Genomic DNA, 13564 nt, shown 5'->3' with positions numbered 1-13564 from the left:
ACTCTTCAGCTGCCTGGTTTTTAACAGCCTAGATACCAGTAAAATTTGTGCTCTGGGCTATCGACGTTTTTTTCCCCTACGGTAGTGATTCAGTAAGATACAGTAAAACGAATTAGCCAATCACCAATTTTTGTCCAGGGCGCAGCAGTCTTTTGTTAATAGAAGGGTTTAATCTGGTTAACACTGCAACCTTGGTGTTATTGCGTTTCGCAATACTACTCAAATTATCACCTGCTTTAACAATATAAACACCATATTTTACTGTGGTTTTCCATATTGTTAATTGTGAGCCAGTTTTTAGTGGTTTTTTCCCTTTAATATGGTTCCAAAGGCGAATATTAGCTGCTGAAACATTGTATTTTTTCTCTAATGATTGATAGGTGTCGCCTGCTTGAACAATATGGAGAACTTTATAGCTTTGCGCTGTTGCCGGTCGATCAGTGATTGGGGTCACAGGTTTTTTAGCAGCAGCAACGGTTGTGTTTTTTGTACTGGGTATTAACACGTATTGTCCCAACTTTAATTTATCTGATTTCAGCTGATTAAGCTCTCGAATTAATTTGACAGTAGTGAAATATCTACGGGCAATAGAACCTAAATTATCACCTGCGCCCACTTGGTGTCGCGTCCAGCTAACTCGTTTTTCTTCCGGCACATTGGCCAGATTACGATTAAAATGAGCTACTTTATCGGCTGGAATAAGAAGGTTGAACGGCTTGTAAGGGGCTGTGGTCCAACGGTTAAATCCTGGATTTAATTTAATTAAATCTTTGTAGGAAATACCTGCAAGCTTCGCTGCATGATTCAGATCAATTTGGCTACCTATATTAACTTCCTCAAAATAAGGAACATGGGGAATATCAGGCAGCGTTACACGGTAGCGCTGTGGGTATTTAATGATCTCGGCGAGGGCCAGCAAGCGCGGCACATAAGCTTTCGTTTCTTGTGGAACGGGTAAAGTCCAGAAGTTGATATTCCGAGAGTATTGGCGACTGTTTTTGATAGCGCGAGCAACAGTCCCTTCACCGGAATCGTAAGCAGCAATAGCAAGTATCCAATTGCCATTAAAATATTTATTGAGATAGGTCAGGTAATTGAGGGCTGCATCGGTTGAGGGACGAATACTACGGCGGCCATCAAACCACCAATCCTGTTTAAGACCGAGATTATTCCCTGTGCCTGGCATTAATTGCCAGAGACCTGCAGCCCCAGCTCCGGAGTAGGCAAAGGGATCATAAGCACTCTCAATCATAGGTAATAAAGCAATCTCGCCAGGCATCCTTCTTTTTTTAATTTCAGTCACGATGTGATAGATATAAGGTTCTGATCGAGCCAGTTTTTGTAGATAGCTTGGATGTGAAACTAGCCAGCGTAATTGGGTTTGAACCTCAGGTTGTGTTACCTCATGGTTTAAAGTGAATTGACTACGCAATACATCCCAGACATTGGGTGCTGCATAAACAGCATTAGAAAACAGATAGGAACTGGTTAGTAAAAGGAAACACCTAAAAAGACTAATTGGTCTAAACTTCATTGGTCTAAACTTCAATGTGACAGCCTATTATGAATTAATGGCTGGACAGTGTACTAAATAAAATCCAAGCAAGAAACCCTTTTTGTTCTTACATCAATCTAAAAGGTTTAAATTAGCTCTAATTGCTAAGAAAAGTTGTCCTTATCGGCTCTCAATTGTTTAAATACTGACAAAGGGTCGGTATTTTTATTCCCTTTTAGTGCCGCATAATTTTGCATACTCTGCAGGTGAGTACGGAAAAAAGGGTTTATTTCTTTTTCGAGAGCGATATTGGAGGGTAAAGAGCGCTGACTTTCTTTTGCCATCAAACGATGTGCATGTTGGCGAATAGCTAAATTGTCAGGTTCTACAGTCGCTGCAAAACGAAGATTGCGGCGTGTATATTCGTGGGCACAATAAATCTGCGTAATATCTGGTAAGGCTTTGAGTTTTTGCAGAGAAGCAAATAAATCGTCTATAGTCCCGTCAAATACTCGACCACAACCGGCGGAAAATAGGGTATCACCGCAAAATAACAAACCAAACTCCGGTTCATATAGACTAATATGGGTTGCTGTATGGCCGGGAGTATTTAGGACTCGGAAATGATAGGGCGGGAGGGGTAGCACATCACCGTCTCGCAGGATGTGATTCACTTGCGGTATGCGAGAGTCTTCAGGGCCATAGATAGCGATTCCAGGATAGGTATTGATAAGCTCGTTAACACCGTCGGTGTGATCATAGTGATGATGAGTTAATAAAATAGCCTTTAGTTTAAGTTTTTCTTGTGCCAGGAAGGCCAGGACTGGGTTAGCGTCACCAGGGTCGACACAAAGTGCGGTTTGCTCTTCTTCGTTAATTAATAGCCAGATGTAATTATCGTTAAAAGCTGGAATAGGTAGAATTTTCATTACAAACTCCTTTTCGCTCTATGTTTAGTCTAGAGTAAATAACTCAACTTTCAACGATAAAAGAAGAAATACCCGGATTAAAAAATCCACGTAATTGCTGCAGGATAATTTTCATTTCTTCAGCGAGAACGTAAGGAGGATTAATAACCCATAAACCGCAACCTGTCATACCCGATTGGGTAGCACCTGTTAAGTAAAACTCAAGATGCAATGAACTGTTGGCTTCGATTGCCTTTAGTCCTCGCAACAATTGTTCATGTAATCGTTTGTCCACTATGGGATACCAAAGGCAAAAAACACCAGTAGAAAAACGACGATAAGCTGATTTTAGGGCCTGTGGTATTAGCTTATAATCTGTTTTAACCTCATAAGAAGGGTCAATAAAAATTAAACCACGACGTTCTGCCGGAGGGAGTAAAGCATGAAGGTTTGCTATCCCATCTTCATTGCTGAAAAATACCCGTTTGCCACGATGAGGCAAAGACTCTAAATGCTCGAATTCGCGAGGATGCAATTCGCAACAAAACAATCTATCTTGTGGACGTAAAAAATCAATAGCCAGACAAGGTGAGCCGGGATAGAAGCGCAATTCACTGGATTGATTAATCTTATCAATAGATTGCAAATAAGGAGTGAACATTGGTGACAATTGCTTTTTATGTTCCCACAATAAATGAATGCCCTGGAGATATTCACCCGTTTTAGCAGCCTGGTTGTCATGCAAATCATACATTCCTCGGCCAGAATGAGTTTCCAAATAAAAAATCGGTTTTTCTTTACCAATCATATAATGGAGAAGGCGTGACAAGGTGAGATGTTTGACAACATCGGCAAAATTGCCTGCATGATATCCGTGTTGATAACTCAGCATAAAGGAACTTAACTTAAAGAAGATGCCGAAGTATAGCCTTATGTGATCGCTAATCCAATCCTGTGATGATTTTTTCCGTATTAGGCTTTAGGTTTTCTAACTATCAGTAGTTCAAAGGTTAGGAACCGTTACCTAATGGAGCCAATTTATAGTCGAAGTCCTATATTGGAAAAATTACTCTAACCATTTTGCACTATACTTAGGGTGACAAGAGGCCAAAATGGAGGCTGTTATGAGTTTGCCAAGAGAATATGATGATGAGAATCACTCTTTTGCAGAATATTCTTATGATGAAGAAGAAGTGGAGCAATTAAGCCATAAAAAACGAGTACGCAAAATGCTGGAAGAAAAGCTGGAGCGCAAACGTTTAAAAGAAGAGCTCGAAGAGGAATGGGATACAGACTTCGACTGGGATGACATCGAACGTTGAGCTCCATAATAACAATCCAATGCCTAACTTAGAGGGTTGAGTTGATTAGCTGCATTGACTGTATTTTGTAATAACATGGCAATAGTCATAGGACCCACTCCGCCAGGGACGGGGGTTATCCAGGCGACTCTGTCTTTGGCACGTTGAAAATCCACATCGCCGCGAATTGTACCATCAGTTAAGCGATGAATACCCACATCGATTATTACTTGCTGAGCATTCAACCAGTCCACATTGATAACATCAAGAACACCCGCAGCAACCACTATTAAATCAGCTATTTTTACATACTGTTCCAAATTTTGGGTAAAACGATGACAGATAGTTACAGTAGCACCAGCCAGGAGAAATTCCATTGCCATCGGACGCCCTACAATGTTGGATGCACCAATGACAACGGTATGTTTGCCGGAAAGAGGTATTTGGTAAAACTTCAGTAAATTAATAATGCCATAGGGCGTACAAGGTCTTAGCAGGGGATTGCGTTGGGTAAGACGACCAACGTTATAGGGGTGGAAGCCATCGACATCTTTTGCAGGATTAATGCACTCTATAATTTTATTGCTATCGATTCTTTCAGGTAAGGGCAATTGTACTAAAATACCATCTACTTCAGGAGATTGATTTAATTCTTCAATTAAATTAAGCAACGCTATTTCAGTAGTATTTTCTGGCAAATCATAGGCATATGAATTGATACCCACTTCCAAGCAGGCCTTACGTTTATTGGCAACATAAATACTGGATGCAGGGTCCTCTCCTACCAGGACTACCGCTAATCCAGGGGCGCGAAAGCCTTTAGCTTGCCTGGTCTGCACGATTGATTTAATTTCACTTTTACATTGCGCAGCAACCAATTTGCCGTCTAATAGAGATGCGGTCATGTTATGCAATAAGAATAAGTTTGCATGGCATTATGAGATAGCAAGGCCACTTATGCAATCATCCCAGATTAATGAGAGCATGTTAATGAATTCGCTAAAAATAGAACAATGGCTGCAGGAAATGACTATTAGTGTTCATTTTTTAGTAGAATTCATTAACACGCTCTACGACTTACTCATACCCTAGACAAATGTGTGCTGGTGTTATACATTGGCCGTTTTCAGCGGGAAAAGCGAATGCGTATTGCCTTAGGGGTTGAATACGATGGTAGCCAGTATCATGGCTGGCAAGCGCAAACAGGCCTGCGCACGGTGCAATTGGTATTGGAGCAGGCTTTAGCTAAAGTGGCCGATCAAGAAATCGGTATTGTCTGTGCGGGTAGAACTGATACCGGTGTTCATGCTACCAATCAGATTATTCATTTTGATTGTGAAAAAGAGAGAACTATTCGTTCCTGGATTCATGGTGCAAACTCTTTTCTCCCCAAAGATGTCTGTGTGAAGTGGGGACGAGAAATGCCTGAGGATTTTCATGCTCGTTATTCTGCTCTATCACGAAGGTATCGGTACATCATCTACAATTCACCGATTCGACCAGCGCTTATGCGTAGTAGTGTGACTTGGCAATATCGTCAACTTGATCACCGTGCGATGCAGGAAGCTGGTCAACATTTAATTGGTGAAAATGATTATACTTCTTTCCGTTCTGTAGAATGTCAATCCAAGACACCAATGCGCAATGTTCATCATTTGCAGGTACAGCGCAATGGTGATTTGGTAATGATTGATATTACTGCGAATGCCTTTTTGCACCATATGGTAAGGAATATAGCTGGTGTTTTAATTGCTGTTGGCTCAGGAAAAAGACCAATTCCCTGGGTAAACGAAGTGCTACAGGCAAAAGATCGGCGTCTTGGCGCTGAAACTGCACCACCTTATGGGTTATATCTGGTTGCGGTTACTTATCCCAAAGAATTCGGGGTAATCGAAGGAAATCCCGGACCTTTATTTCTGTGGGAGCGTTAATTGATTCGGGATAGGGTGAGAATTAAAATCTGCGGGATGACTCAGGAGCGAGATATAGCCCGCGCTATTGCCTTGGGTGTTGATGCCATTGGTTTAATTTTTTATTCTAAAAGTGCGCGCTTTATTTCAATTACGCAAGCAAAGAAATTGTTAGCCAAGAATCCGGTTTTCGTTGATGTCGTTGCGGTATTAGTAAATCCTACCCTGGCTCAGGTTGATGAAATTATCAGCGAATTACCGATTCAATGGCTGCAATTTCATGGTGAGGAGTCACCTGAGTTTTGTAGTCAATTCAAAAAACCGTATATTAAGGCTATCCAGGCAACATCTACAGAGGCTATTGAGCATTTGGTTGCTCAACATAAGAATGCGGCCGCTATACTTTTGGATACACCGTCGATACAACATGGTGGTACTGGCGAAGTATTTGATTGGGAGTTAATACCAAAAAATCTGCAGAAGCCACTTATCTTAGCAGGAGGCCTCAATGCGGCTAATGTTGTGCAAGCTGTAGACTTGTATTCACCTTATGCAGTTGATGTTTGCAGTGGGGTTGAGATATCAGCGGGTGTCAAGGATCACGGCAAAATGAGCCAGTTTGTTAATGCATTATGGGGTAAAAAATGATTGAAAAAGAGCTTCCAGACAATCATGGCCATTTTGGGCCTTATGGCGGAATGTTTGTAGCAGATACTTTAGTGCATGCTTTAGAACAATTACAAAAAGCCTATGAACACTATCAACAAGACCCTCAATTTTTAGAGGAATTAAGAGTTGAGTTACGGGATTATGTGGGGCGTCCGACACCGCTTTATCACGCCGAGCACTTAAGTTTAAAAATAGGCGGCGCACAAATTTATCTAAAGCGTGAGGATTTGAATCACACTGGTGCGCATAAGATTAATAATACGGTTGGACAAGCCTTGCTTGCCAAGCGCATGGGAAAAACTCGGATTATTGCCGAAACGGGTGCAGGCCAGCATGGGGTAGCGTCGGCAACAGTAGCTGCCAAACTGGGTCTTAAATGCGTTGTTTATATGGGCTCAGAGGATATTAAGCGTCAGGCGAGTAACGTTTATAGAATGAAATTGTTGGGAGCCGAGGTTGTGCCGGTAACTGCTGGCTCAAAAACTTTGAAGGATGCTCTCAATGAAGCCATGCGTGATTGGGTCTCTAATATAGATGATACTTTTTATATTATTGGTACGGTAGCAGGTCCTCATCCTTATCCAAAGATGGTAAGGGATTTCCAGGCAATAATCGGCGAAGAGGCAAGAGCGCAAATTATAGAGAAAACAGGTCAACTGCCTGATGCTCTGGTTGCGTGTGTTGGCGGGGGCTCTAATGCTATGGGCTTGTTTTATCCCTTCCTGGACGATAAATCTGTAGTGATTTACGGAGTAGAAGCAGGAGGGAAAGGGATTGAAACAGGCGAGCATGCTGCTTCTCTAATTGCAGGAAAACCAGGTGTTTTACATGGCAATCGCACTTATTTACTTTGTGATGAACACGGCCAAATAAAAGACACTCATTCAATATCTGCTGGACTTGATTATCCCGGTGTGGGGCCAGAACATGCCTATCTCAAAGATAGTGGCAGGGCACACTATGTTGCAATTAATGATGATGAGGCTCTGGATGCTTTCCGCACATTAACCAGGATAGAGGGTATCATTCCCGCTTTAGAATCTAGTCATGCAGTAGCTTATGCAATGAAGCTGGCAAAAACGATGTCACCGCAACAGAGTATTGTGGTTAATTTATCTGGTCGTGGTGATAAGGATATGCATACAGTTGCCAGTATTGATGGTTTATCAGTGTAAGTCAGCATAAAATTGAAGGTAATCTATGAATCGAATTGACATAACATTAGAGCAATTGCGGGTTAGCGGCAAAAAAATGTTAAGCCCGTATATTACAGCCGGCGACCCTCACCCTGAACTGACTGTCCCTTTGATGCATGAATTAGTAAAAGCAGGTGCTGACATTCTTGAAGTAGGTATTCCCTTTTCTGATCCTATGGCCGAAGGTCCCGCGATCCAAGCTGCTATGGAACGCGCTTTGAGCTATGATATTGATTGTGGCGATGTATTGGCTATGGTCGAAAAATTCCGTGAACAGGATAAACAAACGCCAATCGTGTTGATGGGATATGTCAATCCTGTAGAGCAATATGGTTATGAACAATTTGCTCAGCGAGCTAAACAAGTCGGTGTTGATGGAACAATTCTTGTTGATTTACCGCCAGAAGAAAGCGCTGCAATCGCCCCTCTTTGGCAGGCTCAGGATTTACATAGTATTTATTTATGTTCGCCAACTACTTCAAATGAGCGTATGGAAATGATTAATCGCTATGGTAGAGGTTATCTATATTACGTTTCATTAAAAGGGGTTACAGGCTCAAGTAATTTTGATTTGCAGTCTGTTCGGGAGCAGTACCAGCAACGCAAGTCACAGACCAGTCTACCCTTAATGGTGGGGTTTGGCATCAAAACTGCTGCAATGGCAGCAGGAGTTGCTCAATTTGCTGACGGCGTTATTGTGGGAGCAGCTTTGATCAGTCAACTATTGAATGCGTATAAGTCAAACGACAATGTACCTGCTGCGGGTGCTTCTTTGATAAATGCAATGCGGCGCGCGATGGATAATAACGAGTAAGTGATTATGACCGAAAATAGTGAAAAAAGATCTCATTTTATTAGACAATTGATTTCAGAAGAGCTAGCCAGTGGCAAGCATCAGGATGTTATAACTCGTTTTCCACCAGAACCTAATGGTTATTTGCATATAGGACATGCCAAATCAATTTGTTTGAATTTTGGCCTGGCTGAAGAATTTGCGGGACGGTGCTATTTGCGTTTTGATGATACGAATCCTATTAAGGAAGAAGAGGAGTATGTTAATGCAATTATCGATGATGTGAAGTGGCTAGGGTTTAAATGGTGTGATATAACCCACTCTTCTGACTATTATCAGCAATTGTATGATTACGCAGTTGATTTAATCAAGCAAGGCAAGGCTTATGTCGATAGTTTGAGCATGGAAGAAATTCGCGCCTACCGGGGTACTTTGCAAGAGCCCGGCCGTGAAAGTCCCTATCGGAATCGTTCAGTTGCTGAAAATCTTGATTTGTTTGCCCGGATGAAAGCAGGTGAGTTTGCCGATGGGGCCCACGTATTACGTGCACGCATCGATATGCAAGCAGGTAATGTTAATATGCGGGATCCGGTTCTTTACCGGATAAGACATGCCCATCATCAGCGTACAGGGGATGAATGGTGTATCTATCCGATGTATGACTATGCCCATCCACTATCAGATGCTTTGGAAAAAATAACTCATTCCTTATGCACATTGGAATTTCAGGATCACAGGCCACTTTATGATTGGTTTATAAATAATTTGCCAGTTCCTGCAAAACCAGTGCAAACTGAATTTGCCCGACTCAATTTATCGCATACAGTCACCAGTAAACGTAAACTCAGGGAGCTTGTTGAGAAAAAAGTTGTTACTGGATGGGATGACCCGCGTTTACCGACATTGCGTGGCATGCGCAAACGAGGCTATCCTCCTGCAGCACTCAGGCAATTCTGTGAAATTATCGGTATTTCACGTAGTGATTCAGTCATTGATATGTCTTTGTTGGAAGAGTGTGTACGGGATGAATTAAATAAAACAGCAAAACGTGCCCTCTGTGTAGTTGAACCATTAAAAGTGATCATTGAAAACTACCCGGAAGGCAGAGTGGAGAAATTAGAAGCGCCATTTCACCCACAAGATCCACAAGCAGGAAATCGTATTCTGCCTTTTAGTAGAGAGATTTATATTGAACGGAGTGATTTTATGGAAGATCCTCCTAAAAAATATTTCCGTCTATCTCCCGGAGCCGAAGTTCGTTTAAGACATGCCTATGTGATTCGCTGCACAGAGGTTGTTCATGATGAGCAGGGTAATATCAGGGAATTGCGATGCACTTATGATGAAGATACCTTGGGAAAAAATCCGGCCGATCGAAAAATAAAAGGAGTTATTCATTGGGTATCCTGTGAACAGGCTCATCCAGTCACTATTTACCAGTTTGATCGCTTATTTAATGACGCCAATCCTGCACGGGAAGAGGATTTTCTGCAATTCCTCAATCATGATTCTTTACAGGTTCAACAGGCTTTTTGCGAACCTTCGTTAGCTAAACAGTCTTTAGAAGAAGTTTTTCAGTTTGAGCGCCTGGGTTATTACTGCGTCAATCAATTGAATAACGACAAGGTTAGTGCGTTTCATCGCGTTGTAGGTCTTAAGGATACTTGGGGAAAAATGGGTTAAGGGGCAGGCATGTTAAATCTTTATAATTCACTTACACGAAAAAAAGAACCATTCAAACCCATGCAACCAGGTAAAATCGGGATGTATGTTTGTGGTATTACAGTTTATGACCGTTGCCATTTAGGCCATGCCCGTTCGATGGTTTGTTTTGATGTGATTGTTCGCTTCTTACGTTCTCAAGGTTATGAAGTGACTTATGTGCGTAATATTACTGATATTGATGATAAAATTATTGTTCGTGCGAATGAGCGCGGCGTATCGATTAATGACCTAACAAGTCAGTACATCAAAGCCATGCATGATGATGCATCTGCCTTAAATATTTTGCCCCCTGATATAGAACCGCGAGCTACAGGACATATTGATTCTATTATTAAATTAATCCAACGATTAATTGATACGGATCATGCCTATGTCAGTGATAATGGCGATGTGTGTTATCAGGTGGATTCTTTCAAAAATTACGGCAAATTGTCCCACAAAGATTTGGAAGGTCTAATGGCCGGTGCACGAATTGAGGTAGTCAAAGAAAAGCGCTCTCCTCTGGATTTCGTTTTGTGGAAAAAAGCAAAACCTGGTGAGCCAAGTTGGCCCTCTCCATGGGGAGAAGGACGTCCAGGTTGGCACATTGAATGTTCAGCAATGGCAATGCATGAATTGGGTGAGCAATTTGATATTCACGGTGGGGGATTGGATTTACAATTTCCTCATCATGAAAATGAAATTGCTCAGAGTGAGGCAGCAAGTGGGAAAAATTTTGCCAATTATTGGCTGCATGTCGGAATGTTGCAGGTTAATAATGAAAAAATGGCGAAATCAGTAGGTAATTTTTTTACTATTGAAGACATATTACGACAGCATCATCCGGAAGTTATTCGCTATTTTTTGCTAAGTAGTCACTACCGCAGTTCATTAAATTACTCTGAAGAAAATTTGCAGAATGCTCGTAAAGCATTGACAAGACTTTATCAATCTTTAAAAGAGATTGAGTTAAGTGCCAATCATGAAATCGATAATGAATGGCTTGGCCAGTTTAACCAGGCCATGAATGATGACTTTAATACACCAGTTGCCCTGGCAGTTTTGTTTCAGTTAAGTCATGAACTTAATAAGACTAATTCACCGCGTCTCGCTGTTACGTTAAAACATTTAGCTTCCCTATTAGGTTTACTTCAAGCGGAGCCAGAATCTTTCTTGCAAGCCGGTCTGCAAGATGATGAAAAAGATATGATTGAAAATCTGATTAAGGAACGACTAGAAGCGCGTAAACAACGTAACTGGGCACGTGCTGATGAAATTAGAACCATCTTGGCAAATAAAGGAATTGAATTGGAAGATGGGGCAAATGGCACGACGTGGAGAAAGCGAGGAGAATAGTTATTTTTTCTACTCGTATTGAAAAGATAAATCTTGATGTGGCTAAGGTATTTGGTTATTGCTGTTTATACGAAGTTTGCTAACTCCCGCAAGTCTTGCGGGTTGCTTCCTAACTGATCCACGTGATAATTCCATCTTTTTGTATTTAAATTTTGCTCTATAATTGTGCCATTTCTTTTGAATGGCAAATATCCCTTATTAATACATTCTGTTTTTAGGATTATATGTACCAATTTCATTTATTTAACCCTTCCTCCAAAAAAAACAAGTCAGGGGAAGAAAATATACAGTCTTCTTATTCGAATATAGGGTCCACATTAGAGGCAAATGATACTAATTCTGTGATCAGTGACGACATGGATACTCTCTCTGATTTCAGTGATTCTGACACGAGCAAAGAGTCTTGGGTAAATGAAGTAATTTACGTTCGTGGCGAACAATTTATGTTAACCAGCATTGATACCCGTAGCCGAGAACTGGAAGATTTTTTCACGAAGCGTAGATTTTTTCTTTCTAAGATTTGTGAACTTTATTACAACAAAATCGGTTGGCACGCAGATTCTTTAAAGACATCAGCCGAGTTGGCTGTTTGTGGGGGTAAATTATATGCCTTGCTTATGGGAGAGGCCCAGCCAATCTATTTTGTTGGGGTAAGAGCGAATGATGAAGACGATGAAGATAACTACTATCTATTAAGTACAAAAGTCGATTTGATTGCCCAAGAGAAAGAAATTTTTGGTTTAAATAAACCTATTGTTGATTTAATTACTTCTTTGATCATCAGTTATTTTTTAGGAGATTTTGATATCAGTAATATCGGGGTGGTTCAAGGCAATAACAATGCATTGCAGGTGGTTAGATTTGACCCTGAGTTCTGTTTTTCTTCTTATTTTATTGGAGAGCATAATACTTATGAGATGATCTCAAAGGAGTTGAGATTTATCTTCAATCTTGATTTGGGACCTGTACCTGAAGAAAGGGCAAACAGGTTGCGCCAAATTCTTCAAAGACGAGAAAGTAATTTCTTCGCAAGGTGCTTTGCCCAACAATTATTGTGGGAACCGGCATTTCTGGAGATTCTGAGTTCACCGCGAAGAAAGGAAGAGATTTTTAAGGCTCTGGATAGAATTACAACGACATTATTCATGCAATATCGGTACATAATCGATACGACAATTAGTCATGAAAAAACAAGAGAAGCACTAAAAAACACATTAACTCGGAGAAGAGAGATTTTTAGCCAAATTAGTGGAGAACTGAAACTTCATCCACAGGTTTTTGTGGCACAACATATTGAAAAGATAAAAGAAAATGAGATGGATGACGATGGTTTTTGTTTTACTATCGCATAACCAAGGTGAAATTGAAATCATATTTTATACTTCTTATTTAATTATTAATTTAATCAGAGTAAATAAAAACATGTTGTCTCTTATTTGGTAAATAATAATTTATGAACTACTTTTAAATTATGAAGCGCAAATAGGAGGGATAATGAGCGATCCACTCGGGGAACTAGAGAACTCATTAGCATATATGTTTGAACTTCAGACCAAAAAAACAGGGAAATGCATCCATCCTGACGTACAAAGATTAAAAAATGCTTTAGATAACTACAAAAAGGGCCCTTCGATTTCATTACAAGAGTTGGTTACAGCTGTAAAACAAGCATTACCAGTCATTGTAAATTATGGGGTCGAACTGTATGTTGTGAAAATGAAAATGAATGCTTTGGCAGAAGAAAAGGGCTCATCTATCAACTGGGATCTCCCGATTACACATTCTCGCTATCGACCTCAATTTCAATTTGCAGCGTCTCTAAGGGTTCCTGATAATGATTTTATCACTTGGCTTTCTTCACGTGCAGATAAGGATTTTTCTGCGCTTGATTGTCATTCTCAAGTAGAAATTCTTATTGCGGAAAGAGGGGAAAGGGAATTTACAACAAAATTAGCCGAGCACTTACGTAACGAACCTGACTTCTTACTTGATCTAATTATGACTTCACCGGAGATTTTTAATCCTCTGATGGAAACACGCATCGGCTTTCAGTTGGAAAATTGGCAAATAGCCAAAGCTATTTGTCATCATTACTTGCTGGAGATGGCTGAACAGGATTCTTTTCAGCAGGTGGAGGAAAAACTGTTGTGGTTAGACGATCTTTTAGCAAAAACTGGGCGATCTATGGAAAAATTATTGGCAGATCCTCTGGCGAAGACTGAACTGGATAAA

General features: G+C 40.7%; 14 protein-coding genes. 10 read left to right on the top strand and 4 right to left on the bottom strand.

The features are described from left to right. Positions 1-112: 112 nt before the first annotated feature. From Lfee_RS16115 to Lfee_RS16105, 3 genes are all read right to left on the bottom strand, one after another. Positions 113-1534 (bottom strand): lytic transglycosylase, encoded by a 1422-nt coding sequence (locus Lfee_RS16115; RefSeq protein ID WP_058447985.1) that lies wholly within the window; start codon positions 1532-1534, stop codon positions 113-115. A gap of 125 nt (positions 1535-1659) precedes the next feature. Continuing rightward, positions 1660-2424 (bottom strand): hydroxyacylglutathione hydrolase, encoded by a 765-nt coding sequence (gene gloB, locus Lfee_RS16110; RefSeq protein WP_058447984.1) that lies wholly within the window; start codon positions 2422-2424, stop codon positions 1660-1662. A gap of 43 nt (positions 2425-2467) precedes the next feature. After that, positions 2468-3295, bottom strand: a complete 828-nt coding sequence (locus Lfee_RS16105; protein ID WP_058447983.1) for a 23S rRNA (adenine(2030)-N(6))-methyltransferase RlmJ — start codon at positions 3293-3295, stop codon at positions 2468-2470. A 232-nt stretch (positions 3296-3527) separates the two neighbouring features. Here Lfee_RS16105 and Lfee_RS16100 point away from each other — a divergent pair, with 232 nt between their 5' ends. Further along, positions 3528-3725 (top strand): PA3496 family putative envelope integrity protein, encoded by a 198-nt coding sequence (locus Lfee_RS16100; protein WP_058447982.1) that lies wholly within the window; start codon positions 3528-3530, stop codon positions 3723-3725. A 23-nt stretch (positions 3726-3748) separates the two neighbouring features. Here the strand turns inward: Lfee_RS16100 and folD are convergent, their stop codons facing one another. After that, positions 3749-4609, bottom strand: a complete 861-nt coding sequence (gene folD, locus Lfee_RS16095; RefSeq protein WP_058447981.1) for a bifunctional methylenetetrahydrofolate dehydrogenase/methenyltetrahydrofolate cyclohydrolase FolD — start codon at positions 4607-4609, stop codon at positions 3749-3751. Here folD and Lfee_RS16090 point away from each other — a divergent pair. From Lfee_RS16090 to Lfee_RS16050, 9 genes are all read left to right on the top strand, one after another. Beyond that, on the top strand, positions 4608-4796 hold the full coding sequence (locus tag Lfee_RS16090) for a hypothetical protein (RefSeq protein ID WP_058447980.1): 189 nt from the start codon (positions 4608-4610) through the stop codon (positions 4794-4796). The genes folD and Lfee_RS16090 overlap by 2 nt on opposite strands. 50 nt (positions 4797-4846) lie before the next feature. Next, positions 4847-5635, top strand: coding sequence for a tRNA pseudouridine(38-40) synthase TruA (gene truA, locus Lfee_RS16085; protein WP_058447979.1), 789 nt, complete (start codon positions 4847-4849; stop codon positions 5633-5635). A gap of 36 nt (positions 5636-5671) precedes the next feature. Next, a complete protein-coding gene (locus Lfee_RS16080; protein ID WP_058447978.1) occupies positions 5672-6262 on the top strand; it encodes a phosphoribosylanthranilate isomerase in 591 nt (196 codons plus the stop codon). After that, positions 6259-7458, top strand: a complete 1200-nt coding sequence (gene trpB, locus Lfee_RS16075) for a tryptophan synthase subunit beta (protein WP_058447977.1) — start codon at positions 6259-6261, stop codon at positions 7456-7458. Before Lfee_RS16080 ends, trpB begins: the two co-directional genes overlap by 4 nt. A 25-nt stretch (positions 7459-7483) precedes the next feature. After that, entirely contained in the window at positions 7484-8293 is an 810-nt protein-coding gene (trpA, locus tag Lfee_RS16070) for a tryptophan synthase subunit alpha (RefSeq protein WP_058447976.1), read from the top strand. Between the two features lie 6 nt (positions 8294-8299). Beyond that, a complete protein-coding gene (locus Lfee_RS16065; RefSeq protein WP_058448061.1) occupies positions 8300-9955 on the top strand; it encodes a glutamine--tRNA ligase/YqeY domain fusion protein in 1656 nt (551 codons plus the stop codon). A gap of 9 nt (positions 9956-9964) precedes the next feature. Further along, complete coding sequence (cysS, locus tag Lfee_RS16060; RefSeq protein ID WP_058447975.1) at positions 9965-11332, top strand: cysteine--tRNA ligase; 1368 nt, start codon at positions 9965-9967, stop codon at positions 11330-11332. 224 nt (positions 11333-11556) lie between these two features. Then, positions 11557-12684 (top strand): hypothetical protein, encoded by a 1128-nt coding sequence (locus Lfee_RS16055; protein ID WP_058447974.1) that lies wholly within the window; start codon positions 11557-11559, stop codon positions 12682-12684. Between the two features lie 142 nt (positions 12685-12826). Beyond that, on the top strand, positions 12827-13564 hold a 738-nt coding region (locus tag Lfee_RS16050; RefSeq protein ID WP_193786967.1), incomplete at its 3' end, for a hypothetical protein.

Origin of the sequence: Legionella feeleii (assembly GCF_001467625.1) — a bacterium.
In the GTDB taxonomy this organism is placed as follows: Bacteria; Pseudomonadota; Gammaproteobacteria; order Legionellales; family Legionellaceae; genus Tatlockia; species Tatlockia feeleii.
This window is presented reverse-complemented; position numbering and strand designations above follow the sequence as displayed.